Annotated in this window: 16 protein-coding genes; 9 read left to right on the top strand and 7 right to left on the bottom strand. The window is 43.9% G+C overall.

Features of this window, described 5'->3' with window-relative positions; genetic code table 11:
• Positions 1–77: 77 nt before the first annotated feature.
• The 3 genes from JC606_RS12875 to JC606_RS12865 all read right to left on the bottom strand — a co-directional run bounded on the left by JC606_RS12875 (position 78) and on the right by JC606_RS12865 (position 4,068).
• The gene (locus tag JC606_RS12875) at positions 78–1,985 is read right to left on the bottom strand and encodes a bifunctional diguanylate cyclase/phosphodiesterase (RefSeq protein WP_137407983.1); all 1,908 of its coding nucleotides are present in this window, start codon (positions 1,983–1,985) and stop codon (positions 78–80) included.
• Positions 1,986–2,163: 178 nt separating this feature from the next.
• Entirely contained in the window at positions 2,164–3,363 is a 1,200-nt protein-coding gene (gene fabV, locus JC606_RS12870) for an enoyl-ACP reductase FabV (RefSeq protein WP_198778698.1), read from the bottom strand.
• 81 nt (positions 3,364–3,444) lie between these two features.
• The gene (locus tag JC606_RS12865) at positions 3,445–4,068 is read right to left on the bottom strand and encodes an arylesterase (RefSeq protein WP_137407981.1); all 624 of its coding nucleotides are present in this window, start codon (positions 4,066–4,068) and stop codon (positions 3,445–3,447) included.
• On the opposite strand from JC606_RS12865, the gene JC606_RS12860 reads away from it, so the two are divergent.
• The 3 genes from JC606_RS12860 to JC606_RS12850 all read left to right on the top strand — a co-directional run bounded on the left by JC606_RS12860 (position 4,067) and on the right by JC606_RS12850 (position 9,168).
• Entirely contained in the window at positions 4,067–4,741 is a 675-nt protein-coding gene (locus JC606_RS12860) for an ABC transporter ATP-binding protein (RefSeq protein WP_198778697.1), read from the top strand. The genes JC606_RS12865 and JC606_RS12860 overlap by 2 nt on opposite strands.
• 1 nt (position 4,742) lies before the next feature.
• Positions 4,743–7,181 (top strand): ABC transporter permease, encoded by a 2,439-nt coding sequence (locus tag JC606_RS12855; RefSeq protein WP_198778696.1) that lies wholly within the window; start codon positions 4,743–4,745, stop codon positions 7,179–7,181.
• A gap of 532 nt (positions 7,182–7,713) precedes the next feature.
• Positions 7,714–9,168, top strand: a complete 1,455-nt coding sequence (locus tag JC606_RS12850) for an FAD-dependent oxidoreductase (RefSeq protein ID WP_137408012.1) — start codon at positions 7,714–7,716, stop codon at positions 9,166–9,168.
• Positions 9,169–9,250: 82 nt separating this feature from the next.
• Here JC606_RS12850 and JC606_RS12845 read toward each other — a convergent pair whose 3' ends face one another.
• From JC606_RS12845 to JC606_RS12835, 3 genes are all read right to left on the bottom strand, one after another.
• On the bottom strand, positions 9,251–10,201 hold the full coding sequence (locus JC606_RS12845) for a biotin-dependent carboxyltransferase family protein (RefSeq protein WP_137407979.1): 951 nt from the start codon (positions 10,199–10,201) through the stop codon (positions 9,251–9,253).
• The gene (locus tag JC606_RS12840; protein WP_137407978.1) at positions 10,194–10,955 is read right to left on the bottom strand and encodes a 5-oxoprolinase subunit B family protein; all 762 of its coding nucleotides are present in this window, start codon (positions 10,953–10,955) and stop codon (positions 10,194–10,196) included. Before JC606_RS12840 ends, JC606_RS12845 begins: the two co-directional genes overlap by 8 nt.
• A 102-nt stretch (positions 10,956–11,057) precedes the next feature.
• Positions 11,058–11,801, bottom strand: a complete 744-nt coding sequence (locus tag JC606_RS12835) for a 5-oxoprolinase subunit PxpA (RefSeq protein WP_198778695.1) — start codon at positions 11,799–11,801, stop codon at positions 11,058–11,060.
• Between the two features lie 170 nt (positions 11,802–11,971).
• On the opposite strand from JC606_RS12835, the gene JC606_RS23385 reads away from it, so the two are divergent.
• The 6 genes from JC606_RS23385 to galE all read left to right on the top strand — a co-directional run bounded on the left by JC606_RS23385 (position 11,972) and on the right by galE (position 17,342).
• Positions 11,972–12,595 carry a TonB-dependent receptor plug domain-containing protein gene (locus tag JC606_RS23385; RefSeq protein ID WP_233090311.1) on the top strand — a complete coding sequence of 208 codons (624 nt, stop codon included), beginning with the start codon at positions 11,972–11,974 and terminating at the stop codon, positions 12,593–12,595.
• Positions 12,596–12,661: 66 nt separating this feature from the next.
• Positions 12,662–13,384 carry a TonB-dependent receptor domain-containing protein gene (locus JC606_RS23380; protein WP_233090309.1) on the top strand — a complete coding sequence of 241 codons (723 nt, stop codon included), beginning with the start codon at positions 12,662–12,664 and terminating at the stop codon, positions 13,382–13,384.
• Between the two features lie 92 nt (positions 13,385–13,476).
• Positions 13,477–13,764: a hypothetical protein gene (locus JC606_RS23375; protein ID WP_233090308.1), complete on the top strand. Its 288-nt coding sequence runs from the start codon at positions 13,477–13,479 to the stop codon at positions 13,762–13,764.
• On the top strand, positions 13,754–14,230 hold the full coding sequence (locus JC606_RS12825; protein WP_233090306.1) for a YfiR family protein: 477 nt from the start codon (positions 13,754–13,756) through the stop codon (positions 14,228–14,230). The genes JC606_RS23375 and JC606_RS12825 overlap by 11 nt, the downstream gene beginning before the upstream one ends.
• 40 nt (positions 14,231–14,270) lie before the next feature.
• A complete protein-coding gene (locus tag JC606_RS12820) occupies positions 14,271–16,247 on the top strand; it encodes a diguanylate cyclase domain-containing protein (protein WP_198778694.1) in 1,977 nt (658 codons plus the stop codon).
• Positions 16,248–16,328: 81 nt separating this feature from the next.
• Positions 16,329–17,342, top strand: coding sequence for a UDP-glucose 4-epimerase GalE (gene galE, locus JC606_RS12815; protein ID WP_198778693.1), 1,014 nt, complete (start codon positions 16,329–16,331; stop codon positions 17,340–17,342).
• A 174-nt stretch (positions 17,343–17,516) separates the two neighbouring features.
• On the opposite strand, the gene JC606_RS23370 is transcribed toward galE, so the two are convergent.
• A partial coding sequence (locus JC606_RS23370) for a hypothetical protein (RefSeq protein ID WP_233090304.1) occupies positions 17,517–17,697 on the bottom strand: 181 nt, incomplete at its 5' end.

The following is a 17,697-nucleotide window of genomic DNA, read 5'->3' as shown; positions in this document are numbered from 1 at the left end:
CGGCGATTATAAAAATCACCACCTATAGAGTAAAGAGAAACTAGGTTTAAATCCAAAACTAACGGCTATTTTTCACTTTAAGCGTAACGAGTTGTCCCTAAATAGTTTTGATTGACTAAGCTATGCTCGAATTCTTGGCATGGCATTGGTCTGCCATAAAGGTAACCCTGGCCAACGTCACAGCCCTCATCAATAATAAACTGCTCCTGAACTTCTGATTCAATCCCTTCAATCATCACTTTCAGATCCAACTTTTTCGCGATCTGGACGATGGAACGGACAATCTCAGAGTCTTCACTCGAGTCGAGCATCTGGTCGATGAAACTCTTATCAATCTTGATTGCATCAAATGGGAACTTCTTAAGATAACTGAATGACGCGTAGCCGGTTCCAAAGTCATCCAGTGACAATGTCACGCCTATGTCATGCAATGTTTCAAGCGTGTTCTTTGCCACCACTTCATCAGCAATGAGTCCGCTTTCTGTCACTTCGAGCTCTAAGAAATGAGGTTCAAGGTGATAGGTTTCCAGTAAATGGACGACTTGCTCGGCAAAGTGCGCGTTCTTGAGCTGCACCGCGGACACATTAACCGCCATCTTAAAATCTTCAACGTATTCAGACCATTCTTTGGCTTTTTCAATCGCATTACGCAGTACGAAGCTTCCGACTTCGAAAATCAATCCGTTCTGCTCGGCCATGTGAATCAAGGTTTCATTGGATATGTCTCCCAAAACGGGGTGACGCCAGCGGAGCAATGCTTCAGCACCGACCCAACGATGGGTTAGCGGGCATACTTTGGGTTGGAAGTAGAGCATTAAGTCATCGTTACGTACCGCTTGCAGCAAGTAACCTTCGATCTTGTTGATATGACTTTGCTCTTCAGTGTGAGATTGGGAGTAATAAGCAAACTTTTGCCCGGAATCCTTGCAGGCCAGCATAGCCTCTGACGATTTCTGCAGAATACTCTCAGCATCGTCTTCGTTATTAGTAGTAGCAATTCCGATAAATGCGTGCAGGTGAACCTTATCATTTTCGATAGCAAATTCAGAGTGACCGACTTTTACTAGAGTTTGGCAAAGCTCTTCGAGGCGATGATGCAAATCTTTAACACTGAACGCTAACACAAGATCCACAGAAGTAGGGCGCGCGGTTAACACCTCGATATCGGCAATGCTATCGATACGTTTTCGGTATTCAACTAATACTTGGTCCAGTGCTGTATAGCCGTATCGAGCTTGTATACGTCTGCCGTTGGTAAAACCGATGTGAATGACAGCAAATGAGCAATCCGTCAGCCTTCGTTGAGAAGAGAGCTTGTGGTTTAAACGCGACTCAAATGCACTACGATTTAAAAAGCCAGTTCCTAGATCATGATTCTTTTGGAAATTGATTTTTTGTTCAGCGGCTTTTCGCTTATCAATTTCTTGATTCAAGGAGTAATTCAAACTGGCGAGATCTTTGGTTCGTGTATACACCCGGTTTTTGAGGTCACGATTCATTTGAGTCAGTTTGGCGTGCTGAAAGAGGGTTTTAAGCTGGGACTCTATTGAGGTCCGAAAGCTTTCCAGAAGTTTAATGTAAGTCGGTGTGTAGTGATTTTCTTTAGAGTCCAAGATACAAATGGTGCCGAAAAGCTCACCATTCGGCCAAAGCAGAGGGATACCACAATAGGATATCAACCCTAGCTTGATGTCAGGATTGTTTTCCCATGCCGGGTCAGCGAGAGCATTGGGGACAAGAAGTTGCCGCTGAGACTCCATAACGGTTTCACAATACAGCCCGTTGCCTAATGTTTCAGAATCGCCCTTATTGTATGGGTTGTTCTCGCTACGACTAGTGGAAAAGACTTCGATGTAATTGGAATGAACACGCATAATAAGTGCTGCTGGCACTTGCGTTATTTGAGCCAACAGATCAACGATGTTCTGCCAACCGTGCTCCATATCGTCTGGAATATCTAAATCGAGAGTTTTTATTTTCTTCATATGACTCCGAGTCAATTATGCTAAATGCATCAACACATCCTGTGTTAATTATGATGAACCAAATAAACTGTGAATCTTAAGTTAATTAAGTATAAGAAATGTTGCACAAAAAAACCTCGGCAATTTTACAGAGGTTTTCAAATGTGAATACGGGTCTCAGTAATGAGATAAATTTCGACTAGGGCTTTAATTTTATAAAGTCTTCGCTATTCAATTTCTTACTGTAGTCTACCGATGGTTGTGCAAAACCGTTTAGTTGCAAGAATTCATCTTTAAATCCTTGGTAATCACCCAGAGTTTGGAAGTTATTTTCATCCATCTTGTTGAGCAACTTTGTCACATGGGCTTGTGTCTCTGGGTCTAGTTCCCAGTCGTCCATTCGTATCAACCGTTCGCCATCAAGTGGTACTTTAGATTGACCGTACAGCTTAGTGCTAAACAGGCGCTGCATTTGTTCGATACACCCTTCATGCGTCTGTTTCTCTTTCATCACTTTGTACAACGCAAGCAAGTAGGGGCTTAAGCCCGGGATGAATACGCTTGCTTTGGTAACCAACGCCTTACACACAGTCGCATAAGCGTTGCCTTCAAAGTTAGCTAATTCAAGGTTAAGCGCATGACTGGTTTGATGAAGATCGATTTTTGCACGACCTAGTGTACCATCGAGATAGATAGGGTGTGTGACTTCAGGGCCAACATAAGAGAAAGCGATAGTCTTACAGCCGGGAGCGATAGATTCGGCATTGATGAGTTCGTCGATCCAACTTTCCCAATCTTCGCCCCCCATCACTTTGAGTGTGCTTTTTGCTTCCTCTTCAGTGGCAGCTTCAAGCGTGTTGGTCACCCAATTATCGTGCTCAAGAGAAATGGTTGCGCCAGTTACGCTTTCACCAATAGGTTTAGTCGCAGAACGCCAGAATTCATCAGAATTGGGCTTGGGACGTACACCCGCAGCCAGACTGTAGATCACGAGATCGACTTCACCTTCGAAATAAGTTTCGATGGCTTCAACAACTTGTGCGCGGGTTTCTTGGGAAAAGGCATCGCCTACGATGTTAATAGCGGTGCGCTGCTCACGTTCCGCTTCTTTTTTGAAGTAGATGTTGTTGTACCAGCCGGCACTACCAAGAGATTTTTCGTTTGGGCCACGTTCGAATGAAACGCCAATGGTGGCGGCTTGAGCACCGCCAAAGGTAAGGGCGATACGAGCGGCAAGGCCAAAGCCTGAAGAAGCGCCGATGATCAATACTCGTTTAGGGCCATCTTTGATTTGCGGCGCACTCTTAACGAATCTAATTTGTTGCTTTACGGCTTCTTGACAGCCAAGAGGGTGAGCGCTTTTTGCTACCACACCCTTGATAATAGGTTCGATCAGCATAAATAACCTTACAGTTAACGGTGATATGCACTCAGGCTAACGTAAAGCTGTGTAAAATTTATTGAGCTAGACCATTAAAACCTAAAGATACTGATATAATTCTTCGGCGACAAATTCAGCAATCCAAGGTTGAGCTTCTGGTTTAGGATGCAAACCATCGTTCATCATCCACTCCGGTTTTAGGATGATGTGCTCTAGGAAAAATGGAAGCAGGGGTACATTTTGTTGATCAGCCAACGCTGCAAACACGTATTCAAACTGCTGGTTGTAACGCTTGCCATAATTAGGTGGGATTTTAATTTGCATCATAATTGGTCTCGCACCCGCCGCTTTTATCTGCTCGATGATTTGATCTAAGTTTGAAGACATCAGCTTCGGTGGGAAGCCACGAAGACCATCGTTGGCTCCAAGCTCAATAAGGACGGTGTCTGGAGCGTGTTCCTCTAGTAGCTGGGGTAAACGAGCTAAACCGTTACCTGTTGTGTCGCCAGAGATACTGCCGTTGACCACGGTAACCGCTTTATCATGTTTCGCTAACGCATCTGGTAACAAACTTGGCCAACTCTGTTTGATATCCATGTTGTAACCAGCACTCAAGCTGTCACCAAGTATCAGTAACTTCGAATCTTGAGCTGACGCAGACCCTTGAGCCAAAGAAGTAGTAGAAAAGAATATAAATAATAAAAAGGAAATTAGTCGAGTCATGCATACATCCATCATTAAAGCAGAAGCTGTTTCCAAGACAGTGTCTACTAATCAAGAACATTTAACAATCCTAGAGCACGTCGATATTGATATTCGTGAAGGTGAAACAGTCGCGATTGTCGGTACATCTGGGGCAGGTAAATCGACCTTGATGACACTGCTGGCTGGCCTTGATGTCCCTACCAAAGGCGAAATCCATTTATTGGGACAACCACTTTCACAGCTAGATGATGAAGCCAGGGCGAAAATCCGAAGTGAATCGGTAGGATTTGTTTTTCAAAGTTTCTTATTGATTCCGAGCTTATCAGCGCTGCAAAACGTGACACTACCATGCTTACTAAAAGGCGAAGATGAAGACATTGAACGCGCAACTGCGTTACTTGAGTCGGTTGGCTTAAAAAACAGGCTCGATCATCTACCATCTCAGCTATCAGGTGGAGAACAGCAGCGTGTAGCTTTGGCACGTGCGTTCATGATCAAGCCCAAAATCCTATTTGCTGACGAACCAACTGGTAACCTGGACCAACAAACCGCGGCCAAAATCGTCGAGCTACTGTTCGAACTGAACTCTTCTCACGGCACCACACTAGTACTGGTGACACACGATCCTAAGCTAGCACAACGATGTCAACGAACGCTTAAGATGCATGTCGGACAGATAGAGGAAGTCTAAATTGAATTCATCAAACGGACTTAACAAGCGCCTGTTTTCATGGAGCATTGAAGAGATTCGACATGGTCAACTATGGCCGGTATCGATCGCTTTAACACTGATCATTGCCTGTGTTTTCGCATTATCAGCATTGGCTGAGCGCATGGAACAGGTCATCGTAAAACAGGGGAAAGATGCACTGACTGCTGACAGCGTGTTCATCTCAGCAAACCCAATCCCGCAAGCATTATTAGATGTCACTCAAGTTGAGCCGTTAGAAAGCTCTCAATTAACCCGCTTTTCAACTATGGCATTTAGCGATAACTCGATGCAGTTGGTGACAGTTAAAGCGGTGGAGAGCAACTATCCATTGCGTGGTGAAATGTTACTAGAAGGTGCAGACAATGCATCGAGCAATCACGTTGAACCCGGTGAGTTGTGGCTGGACGAACGTATTTTCGCGCAGTTGGAAGTTGAAATAGGTGACAACGTCACTATTGGAGATGCCGACTTAACCATAACAGGACGAATCACCCAAGAGCCAGGGTTAAGCTTCAACCCATTCCAACAGATGCCTGCGGTACTGATTCATAATAATGACATCGACGCGACAGGGGCTATTCAACCGGGAAGCCGTGTAAGTTTCAGACTGTTCTTAAACGGTGATGATGCAAAACTTAAAGCAGCTCAAGACAGTATCGAATTAACGCCAAGCGATCGTTGGCGTACGCAAGATTCAGCAAGCCGCACTAATGATATGTTTGAAAGCACCACCCAATACTTATCACTAACGGTCGCTATTGTCGTGATTATGGCTGCGACTACCTTGGTATTGACGTGCCAACATTATGTAGCTAGCCGCCGCAAGACCATCGCCATGCTGAAGAGTTTGGGCGCAAGCAAACCATGGATCATTAAGTGGCTATCAGTACAAGTTTCACTACTGGTCGCTATTGGTGCCGTCCTAGGTATCGCGATTGGGATCGGACTAGAGTTTCTTCTTCGTATTCCGCTTGGTGGCTTATTGCCTTCTCCGCTTCCTAGCTATGGTATCGAGCCTGCTATTCTTGCAATCTTATCCAGTGTTTTAATTGGTGTGCCTGCACTTGGCATTCCGTTGATTGGGTTGGTAAATACCTCTGCGATTAGCGTGATTCAATCAAGCCATAAGACACGCGATAGCTATAAGAAATTCGCTTTGCTGTTGGTGCCTATCATCCCAATGATGTTGATGTATGGTGACAATTTATTGGTGTGGATTGTTTTAGCCGGTATTGCGTGCCTATTTTTGGTTCTGGCCCTAGTTAGTACGTTTGTACTGCGCCTGTTTGGCAAGCTTCCGACATCGACATCAATGCGCTTAGCTTTAAGTCGAATTAATCGTACGCCGCTTGCAACGGGCATACAATTTGGCTCGTTAGCGCTTTCGTTGATGTTGCTGTCGATTATCTGGTTGGTGAGAAGCGATCTGTTGTCAGACTGGCAACAAACCCTGCCTGAGAATGCACCCAATGCATTTGCACTGAATATCGCCAGTTATGAGAAAGACAGCTATTTGGAAACCATTGATGCTAACGGAGTCGAGCGTACTCAAGCTTTCCCGATCATTCGTGGGCGACTAACAACAATCAATGGTGTCGTAGCATCTGAATATAGCGAGACATCTGAACGAACTGATGCGCTAAGCCGTGAAATCAACTTCACGTGGGGCGACTCACTACCAGAGTATAATGAAGTGCTTGATGGCACTTGGACGAAAGAGCAGGGCGTGTCTGTTGAATCTGATGTAGCAGAACAACTAGGTTTGGAAATTGGAGACGAGCTCGCTTTCACCATCAATAGTCAAAAGGTATCAGCGAAGGTTAACAGTATCCGTAAAGTAGAATGGCGTGAAATGAAGCCAAATTTCTACTTCATCTTTACTCCAGACGTCTTGAGCTCCATTCCTTCGACTTGGTTAGTGAGCTTTAGAGTCGAAGATCAGCACAACCAAATGCTCAACGAGCTCTCACGGAATCATCCAACCGTGAGTTTGATGGATATCCGTGTAATGGGCAGCAAGATCCAAGAGCTGCTTAAACAGATTGTTTGGTCGATTACCGTGTTGGCAGCACTTGGCGTCGTTGCAGGATTATTGCTTATTTTTACGCTCTTACGTCTTAGCTTATCTCAAAGGCAACAAGAGATACGTTTGTACCGTACGTTAGGGGCAAGCAAGAAAAGGATCCTTAACACTATCTGGTGTGAATATGGGCTAATGGCACTGGTAGCAGGCTCAATTGCTGCGCTAGGTTCTGAAATGAGCGTGGCAGGTGTGATGAGTTTCGGCTTTGAACTCTCGCCTTCGCTTCATCCGATGTTGTGGGTTGTTTTACCTGTGCTGACCTTTATCACACTGGCCGCTGTTGTGAACAGCTTAATTAAGCGTCTATTGGCTCCTGTAAACAAGGATTTTGGATAGTTGAGATAGAAAACCTTAAATAGATTGTTGAAACGGTCTGATTGTGAATTTTTATACTAAGGCGAAAGCTATTTATAGAATTCACGGTTAGGCCGTTTTTTATTTGACCAACGGCTAGCACAACTTAGGCATTTAGCACTTTAAAATTGACATTTTTTAGCATTATTTGAAACGTATTGTGTATTTTTGTCGATTAAATGAACAGTGGTTAGTCCCTGTAAACAAAGGGTTTGCGCAACTTAGCATGAACGTTATCAACAGTTATCCACAAAAACGGTGGATAACTTTAGGGATAAGTTAACATGTTTGTTTTAAGAGTACTGAGGCAGCCTTTGTGTGGCGTCACTTAGGACAAATTTGACTGTTAGAATAACCTCGAAAACAGTATTGGGAGTTATTGAGTCAAGAGATTATTTAAGTTTTTTACGTAAGTTCAACGAACCACCAAGCTAAGACCTTGATAAAAATGTGTTTTAATTCATCGTCGAACAAAAGTAGAATAGTGGCAGTTAATCTTATTCTACAGAACACGATGAACCACAACAAAACGGATACAAATCAAGCTTCTATTGCCATTGTCGGCGGTGGTATAGCCGGAACAACAAGCGCTATTCACTTCAGTGAGTTGGGTTTTAAGGTCACTATATTGGAAAAAGGGCCAAGTTTGGTTAATGGTCCACCGATTTGCCACCTACATGCTGGCGGCAATTTGTATCGAGATATTTCTGTAGAGCAGTGTCTCCAATTGCTCACACAATCAATTGACACCGTCCGTTTGTTCCCTCACACGATCAATATTCGTCCAACTGTCATAGCCGTTCCACACAGCGATGGTGGGGAGCCATTGGACTTGCTTCCTCGTCTCAAGATAATAAAAGACGCTTATGCTGAACTCGTTAAGCAAGACAAAAACAATCAAGTACTTGGGGACCCTGAAGAGTACTACAAGCTTTATGACAAAGATGAGTTATTGGCACTAGCTAAACTAACGCAGCCACTGAAGCCAACAACGCTTGATGAGTGGTGTATTCCTTTCGCCAAACATACTGATTTAGAAACGCTTAAATATCCCGTTGCTATGGTTCAAGAGTATGGTTGGAGTGTATTCCGACTGTCTGCGACGGCTCAACTCTCGTTAGAACAACAGCCAAATTGTACAGTGTTGACCAACAGCCGCTTACAATCGGTTCAATCTACGGGACAAGGTTGGTCATTAACCTACACGGACATTGATAACAAAAGCCGCACACTAACCACCGATTATTTGATTAATGCCAGCGGCTTTGAAACCGGCATCGTAGATGACTTTGTAGGTTCGAAACAGCAGCGACTTGTTGAGTTTAAAGCCGCTTATGTGACGAAGTGGCCATATTCCCAAGAATGTAAGGAAGAGTGGCCTGAGGTTATCTTTCATGGCCCACGAGGCACACCACAAGGTATGGCTCAATTAACACCATACGCCGATGGAGTATTCCAGCTTCATGGTATGACGGAAGGGATCACTCTGTTTGAAGGCGGCTTGGTTTCATCTTCTACAGGCTCTTCACAGCCTCAGCTGCCTTCTAAGCTACTGAAGAAAATCGTATCTGGTTGGAGTGAAGAACAGCTAGAGCTAAGAACACGTGCGGCGATTACCCATATGTCTCAGTTCATACCAAGCTTTAGCTCTGCACAAGTTGGTGGTAAGCCTCTATTTGGAGCGCAGCAAATTCCGGGGACCGACCCAAGCCTACGCGCTTCAGATGTCTCTTTCTGCGGCGAGCGTTATGCAAGGCTTGAGGTAGTAAAGGCGTCTTCAACATTAGAAGCAGCGCAAAAGGTGGCTCAACACTGGTTCGATATTCCCGAGTCTGACTCGATTGAAGATACACACTCAGTGACAATGTCACTTAATTTAAACGATATTGAAAATAAAGCGATAGGGTTGACCCAAGAGCGTGGATACCCAAATGCGCTGGCGAAAGTTTCAGGCCAAGGCCACCACTAAAACGAAGAATCGGCTTACTTAGGTAAGCCGATTTTTTATCCTTTGACAATCACCACTGTGAACGGTGGCTGAAAGCTCATTATCAATAACCGAAGAATCGTGCCCACTGACACCACACATCTTGCAACCCCAAGCGATCCCCCTTACTAAATGAAATCTGATGCCCAGGCTTTGCTTGCGCTAAACGCGGCAAGTCAATTCTTGCAACACACCCGATCTTTGGATAACCGCCAATTATCTGCCTATCATTAAGCAGAACAATAGGTTGCCCATCTTGTGGTACCTGGATCGCACCCAGCGCAATGCCTTCGGATAACAGTGAGATATCTGGAGAGTGAACCGATTCACCACTAAGACGATAACCCATGCGATTCGAGTTTTGGTCCACAGTATAAAGAGAGCTATAAAATGTCTCTTTAGCTAATTCAGAAAATTGTTCGCTCTGATAGCCTTCAATCACTCTCAAATTGACCGGTAGGTTGTAATCTGGTGTGTATCGAAAAGTTACACAGAGAGGTCTAAAGTGCTTTGCAAGAGGGTGCTTAGTGAAGCCTAATTGGTACCCAGATTGGCACGCTTCACCGTCTTGAGTTAATCCACCGATTTTTTCACGAGTTACCGTTGCACAACTGTTGAGTACGACGGGAACATCAAAGCCCCCTTTAATTGCGAGATAAGCTCTTAATCCATTCTTTGGTAAGCCAAACGAAAGCATTTGCCCTTTAAACGCTTGAAATGTACTCCAGTTGGCCAGCGGTTTTCCATCCAAAGTCGCCTGTAGATCTCCACCGCAAATCGCCATCTCGCAATCGTCATTAACCTTTAGCGTGCATTGGCCAAGAGTGATTTCTAAGGCTGCACGATTAACAGGATTTGCTAATAAATGATTAGCCCAACTGTAGGAATAATCATCTACGGGTCCACCTTGTGTTAAACCTAGATGAGAAACGCCAAAACGTCCGAAATCTTGAATCAAACTTAAAGGTCCCGGTTTAATAACGGTGAGTGTCGCCTTATTGATTGATTTAGCCATTGCCGACATCTCCTCCAAGTTCAATGAATTCTTGCCTTGAAATTGCTTTAAAACGAACAGAATCACCTACATTGAGTAACGAGAGTTGTCCTTGTGGATTACGTGAACCATGCTGTTGGCTACCGTCGAGCTGGCTATGATCAAACAATGACAAAGGGCAGTTGCCAATAATGTTCCAGCCACCTGGTGAGTCAGATGGGTAAACCGCAGTTTTTGAGTCTGCTATCCCGATACTGCCTTTGGGCACACATAGCCGTGGAGTGGAATGACGAGGTAATACCAACGGCTCAACAACATCTGACATGAATGCAAATCCAGGAATGAATCCGATAGCGCTAACACTGTAGATCTGAGAGGTATGATATTGAATGATATCGTCCAGCGATAAGCCTTTCGCTTGGTACTTATCTAAATCAAGGGCAGTGTCAGTAGAGTAGTAAGCAGGGAGTTCGATTGCATTACGCGTATTACTTGTTATCGAAAGCGTAGTAACTGCCTCTTTCAGCATCGAATTGAGTTGAGCAATGAGGTGTTGCTCGGAGATTCGATAGGGTAAGTAATCGATCAGTAACGTGTTATAGGCTGGCGTGACATTCATCAATACTGTGGCTAAGCTCTGGCGAATAGCATCTGAAAAGTGGGCCATGTATTGAGCGCTAACCACGCTTGAACGATTTACTGAAGGCAGTAACGTAACAAGTACGCTGCACTCAGCGACGGGCGTGATATTAAATTCTATCTGATTATTCGTCATTTCCTTTCCATACGTTCTATTTCAACGTCCGTGTTTAGCGAGGCATGAGAATGTCGACTTGTCTCAGTCAAAGAGCAAGAGCACACTCACGCCATACTGATACTAATTAAATGCGTTAAGGTCTTGGCGAATTTTTCTAATTAATGCGATGGATTGGGGGTTATCACCATGGACGCAAATCGTATCGGCTTCAATAGGTAGTCTTTCACCTTCGATAGTCGTTACCGAGCCGTAATTGACGATTTGCATCACTTGGTTATAGATATCGTCTTGATTCACGTACACCGAACCTTTTTGTGTTCGTGGTGCGAGGTGGCCGTTATTTAGGTATGCACGATCTGCAAACGCTTCGAATAAAAGGGGGAGATCGTGGTCGTCGGCAATATCTAGATATTGTTGGTTGTCAGAGGAAGAGAGGATCATCAGTGGGATATTAAATTCAGCTACCGCTTGCGCCACCGCATTAAAAATATCGGTGCTCGACATCATATCGTTATAAAGCGCACCATGAGGCTTTACGTAACCAACGTTAGTATGGTGATAACGGCACAGGGCTTGTAATGCGCCCATTTGATAACAAACGAGCTCACTGATCTGCTCCATAGTATGTGGGATAGATCTACGACCGAATCCGACAAGATCTTGATAACCCGGATGAGCACCAATTTGAGTATGGTAGTGCTGAGCAAGCTTTATCGTTTTCGACATGACGTGTGGATCGGACGCATGAAAGCCACAGGCAATGTTGGCCATATCTACCCATTCCATGACCGATTCATCATCGCCCATCTTCCAATTGCCGAAACTTTCTCCCATGTCGCAATTAAGCAATATCTTCGTTGTCACTTGCCGTCATTCCTTTAGGTTTAGATATCTAACGACACTCGTACAAATGACGAAATGAAACAGTGACCTGATTCAAATTTTTGCTACTTTGCATTTATTGGTACGATATTTCATATATGGTTCATCCATCAACAAAGAAGAACCATTTTATCTTTATATTAGGTGAACGCATGATTTCCCGCCCAATTAGCTTAGGACTAGCATTAACCACATCGGCCTGTGTGGTGGCTCAGGGGAACTCTTTAGATCAACTCATGTCGATGAGCCTTGAAGAATTGTCGATGTTAGACGTTGAGATGGAAACGGCATCAAAAGTGACTCAAAAGCTCACGGATATTCCGTCGTCCGTGTATGTGCTTTCGAATGAGCGTATTCAACGTAGCGGTGCTAAGACCATTGCGGAAGCGTTGAAGCTCGTGCCGGGTCTAAAAGTCACTAAGTTCAACGAAACTTCATGGTTTGTATCTGCTCGTGGCTTTCATGATGGCTTATACAACAAAATGCTGGTAATGATGGATGGACGAAGTTTATTTAGCCCAGTGTATGGCGGTACGTATTGGAGCGACGTTGACTATGTTCTTGCCGACATTGAACGAATTGAAGTATTAAAAGGGCCTGGAGGAACAATTTGGGGTGGTAATGCGGCTAATGGCGTCGTTAACATTATCACGAAATCAGCCAGTGAAACCCAAGGTACTTATATCTCAGGTCTTACCTCGAATACTGACAATTATGAGCTCAGTGTCAGGCAAGGGCTTAGCTTTAACGCTAGTGTCAATGCGAAAGCCTTCTAAAAATACCGAGAAGAGCCAACGTATCGTTCTAATGAATCCGAGAAATGGAAAGCGCAGTCCGCTGGTATGGTGTTTCAACCAAGCGACAGTGATCAACAATGGTCACTAAGAATCGGCGCTGAAAAGAGCTTTTCCGAATCAGAGTTGTATTCCGTCCAATACGATAGATCTGGTACGCTCGTTGATTACCAAGCTAATGATTTTGATAATGAAAGCCACTCTTTTTATCTGCAATTTAACGACTCTCGAAGCATAAGCGATACCTCGACCTTCTCATATTCGTTGTGGGGGGAATACAATGAAGATAACGCACCGGATGCACCTGGGAGCTATACCACGGTCGATTTTGATTCGACACTTATCAAGCAACTGTCGGCGACTCATCAAATCACTGTTGGTGGTGGGTTGCAATACCTGTATCTAGATTTTTCGTCGAGTCAGGTTAACGAGGTTGATTGGTACAATCCTGATTACTGCGGGCGTGCCTATGACGTAGAGAGCGCCAACGATTACATCGCCAATGCATTTATACAATCACAGGTACAATGGACTGAAGCACTGTCCGTTACCCTTGGTGCAAAGTTAGAGCATTTCACTCAAAATGACTCAACAGAGGTTTCACCTCAAGTGCGTGGGTTATACAAGTTGAATCTTAGCCATTCACTTTGGGCAGGGGTAAGTAAAGCGGTAGTCGCACCATCTTATATGGACAGCAATTCAGCCTATTACTTTAACAGCTACTATCCAGAGACCTCAGCAGCTATTTCGGATATGCCTATTCGACACTAGAAGGTAAGCGTAAAGGCGATGATCCGAACTCAAGCGCTCAAACCAGTGTCTATTACGATATCGACAATCAACATTTAGCCACAGTACAACTCATGTGGAGCATTACCGACAGTTGGCAATTTGATGTTATTGGTCAATACATCAACGTGAACTACCCAAATTACTGGGTTGCGGAAGATGGCACTCAATACTCATGGCAATCTTACCCACATGAACTCGTCTTTGATGCACGTCTAGCATGGAAAAAATCTCATGCCGCGCCATTAGTTGAAGTAGTGATTGAAAACATTGGAAAAGGCAGTGGCTACCAGGCTGAGCTCACTTCACCAAAGAGTGTTAATGAAGAGTCTGTTTATGTAAGGGTTTCTCATGAATTTTAGACGCTCAGCCAAGCGAGTCGTTTCGTGTATCGCTCTTGCATTTCCCTTATTCACCGCTCTCAATATAGGGGCTGCAGGTTTCCAGCCCTATGAAGTGAAAGCGGTCTACCTCTTCAGAATTGCCAACTTTATTCAGTGGAATGATGAAAACTTGATGGATACGGTTCACTTCTCTGTACTTGGGAACCAAAAAATAAACGATGCGCTTGTTTCCATTACTAACCAAAAGACGCTCCGTTCACTGCCAATCCAAGTCCACCAAACGCTAACGCCACAGTGCAATATCACTTATTTGTCTGATGTGAATGGTCAGCTAAATAAACAGACTTACTCACCGAATATGGTCACTATTAGCGACGACGACGATTTTACCCAAAGGGGCGGCGTGATCGAGCTTATGCACGTTGACAACAAACTTAAGCCTAAAATCAATCTCACCAATGCTAAAAAGGTAATTACATCATAGGCTCAAACCTCCTTCGTATATCTGTAGTGGAGGGTAAATAATGCTGTCTTTCATCAATAATATCTCGATAAAAAACAAGCTTATCTTACCGATCATTCTGTTTGTATCGGTTGCCTTTGTGACTATTCAATCAATAAGTTACATTGTCACGTTCGAGCGAGAGAAACAGAACCTGATACAACGTGTTAAAGTGCTTGCTCAAGGGGTTGCGTACAACCTGCAAGCTGCAATATTGTTCGAAGACAAAGCGTCAGCTAACGAAATCTTATCCGCATTTGTCGCAGACGAAGATATCGTTCGAGTAAAGCTATTCGACACTCAAGAACAGCTCTTTGCCAGTTATCAAATAGGTGACTCAAATATTCCTAGGCCCACCAGCGAAGAGCGTGAAGATATCGCATCTCAACAATTTGCGATTTCAAAGCAGTACATCTATTTATTGGTTCCTGTGGTTCTCGACAACGAAATCATCGCGAATCTACGTGTCACCATTTCAAAGAAAACATTTGAGAAGATCTTAACCAATATTATTAAGGTCGCTGGGATCTATTTCGTACTGCTGGTTATTTTGGGCGCTGTGCTCGTTAAATTAATTCAACGCTTTATCATCGACCCAATGTTTGAACTCAACGAAGCAATGCAAGCGTTTGTGGAAAGGCGTGCTGAGCAGCCAAGATTATTGGTTACTTCGAACAATGATGAAATAGGTGAGTTGGTTCGTGCATTTAACACCATGCTACAACGATTAAAGCAGCGCGACAGCCAGGTTCATTTTACGCTTGATAAATTACAAGAAGAGAAAGCATTTGCGAATGAAGTGATCGAAACGGTGCAACACTCTTTGCTGGTGGTCGATAGCAAAGGGGCGATCGTACATGCCAACATGGCAACACGCGATATCTTCAAGTGCAGCGAAGCATTTCTCGAAAGCCTATCCATACAAGAGCTTATTCAAACCAAGCAACAGGGGTTCTTAAAAGGGCTTATCGATTCCAATATTGAGCTGAATGACGAGTTAATTGAAGCAACTGATCTATTTCATAATAAACAATGGCTACAGATCAGCAGCCGATCTTTATCAAAGAATGGCAACACCTTGTTCGCGATCCAAGATGTGACCGACATCGAAACAGCGATGAGTCGCCAACGTATCGCAGCCGGTGTATTTGAAAACAGTAAAGATGGACTCATCGTAGTTAATTCATCCAATATAATTACCATGGTTAACCCCGCCGTCACTCAGATGCTTGGTTATCACTCGGATCTGCTGGTGGGTAAAACTCCGTTCGAAGTTTTTTCTTGGCAACAACTCTCGTCGTTGATGCCAACTATTCGCACCTCACTAGAGAATTATGGTCAATGGCAGGGAGAGGTATCGGAGAAAAACGTTTCAGGCACCTTAGTTCCGATGTTCATAAAGGTTAACCGAGTCACGTCAGACAACAACAGAGGCGCGTTCGATATGGTGTTAACACTATCTGACTTATCCAATGTCAAAGAGATGGAAAGGCTTGAGCATTTACCTCATCACGATGCATTGACAGGCCTGGCGAACAGAGCGCAACTGTATAAATTTCTTGATGATGCTATCTCATCGAACCAGTATTCAAACAAGCATTTTGCGGTCATATATTTGGATTTAGATGGATTTAAACACGTAAATGATACCTATGGGCATGACGCGGGTGACGAAATCCTTAAAGAAGTCTCAAATAGGCTGTTATCTCAAGTAAGAGCCGGCGATCTTGTTGCTCGTTTGTCGGGTAACGAATTTGTTCTTATTATTAAACAAACCGACAAGATCTTGCTTGGTAAATTGGCCGAGCGCTTGTTGCGGCTTATTGAGCAGCAAGTGAGTTATAAACAGCGCGAACTGCACGTAGGCGCGAGTATTGGTATTCATTTAGTCGAAGGTTCTGAAATTAATATCGACGTAATCTTACAAATGGCTGATGAAGCCATGTATCACGCGAAACACCAAGGGAAAGGGCAATTTGTGTTCTCAAGTGACGTTTGATTGCTCTGTGGGGTATGACCTCGCACTAAGTTGTTGTATCATAAGCGATAGATTGAGTATTCATAATTAAAAGGTCTAAACATGAATGTTTTAGTAACCGGTGGCATGGGCTATATCGGCAGTCATACAAGTATCCAAATGATCAACGCAGGTATGACACCTGTACTTTTTGATAACTTGTACAACAGTAAGCCAAGCGTTCTAGAGCGTATTGAAAAAGTGTCTGGCGTTCGCCCTATATTCGTTGAAGGTGACATTCGTAATAAAGCACTGTTAACTGAAACATTGAAGCAACACGACATCGAAGCCGTTATTCACTTTGCAGGCTTAAAAGCTGTGGGTGAATCAGTTGAGAAGCCTCTTGAATACTATGACAACAATGTAAACGGCACTTTGGTTCTCGTTGATGCAATGCGCGAAGCGAATGTTAAAACGTTAGTATTCAGCTCATCAGCAACAGTATATGGTGACCCTGCAAGTGTGCCTATCACTGAAGATTTCCCGACTAGCGCAACCAACCCTTATGGTCGCAGTAAATTAATGGTCGAAGAGTGTCTCACCGATTTCCAAAAAGCGAATCCAGATTGGAGCATCACGCTACTTCGTTACTTTAACCCAGTAGGTTCACACCCAAGTGGCGAATTAGGTGAAGATCCACAAGGCATTCCAAACAACTTAATGCCGTTTGTTTCTCAAGTTGCCGTTGGCCGACGCGAGTTCTTGTCTGTATTTGGCAGCGACTATCCAACGAAAGATGGTACCGGTGTTCGTGATTACATCCACGTTATGGATCTGTCTGACGGCCACATCGCGGCACTTGAGAAAGTAGGGTGCAAAGATGGTCTTCACATCTACAACCTTGGTACAGGTAACGGTTCTAGTGTTTTAGACATGGTTAAGGCGTTTGAACAAGCAAGTGGTAAGGAAATCCCTTATAAACTTGTTGAGCGACGCGCTGGTGACATCGCAGAATGCTGGGCAGATCCGGCTAAAGCTCAGAAAGAGCTTGGTTGGAACGCAACACGTACACTTACAGAAATGACCGAAGATACATGGCGCTGGCAGTCCACAAACCCGAATGGTTTCCCTGGCTAATCTAGTTGTTTCATAAATGGTTAACTTATAAAAAGATGCTCTAGGGCATCTTTTTTGATCTAAATCGAATAAAAAGTAAATTAGTGGTTAAAAAGTATCATTCTGTATTCATTGTGTTACTATGCTCGCGAATTATATGTTTAATGTTAATTTTCTTTGGAGTTAATCATGGAACTAGGTCTGATCATCACTTTCATCGTTGCTGCAGCAGTAATGGTTAAGAAAGAAATGGCAGAGAAGTAATTTCACTTTATTCCTTTTTGATACAATTTTTAGTGAAATTGAAAAAGCCAGCTTATAGCCTGTCTCTTGATCACAAGTTGAGCTGATCAAGAGACTTAGCCAACTCATATCC

Source organism: Vibrio sp. IB15 (assembly GCF_016406055.1).
GTDB classification, from domain to species: domain Bacteria; phylum Pseudomonadota; class Gammaproteobacteria; order Enterobacterales; family Vibrionaceae; genus Vibrio; species Vibrio chagasii.
The sequence above is the reverse complement of the archived record's forward strand: the minus strand, read 5'-3'. Positions and strand labels throughout refer to the sequence as shown.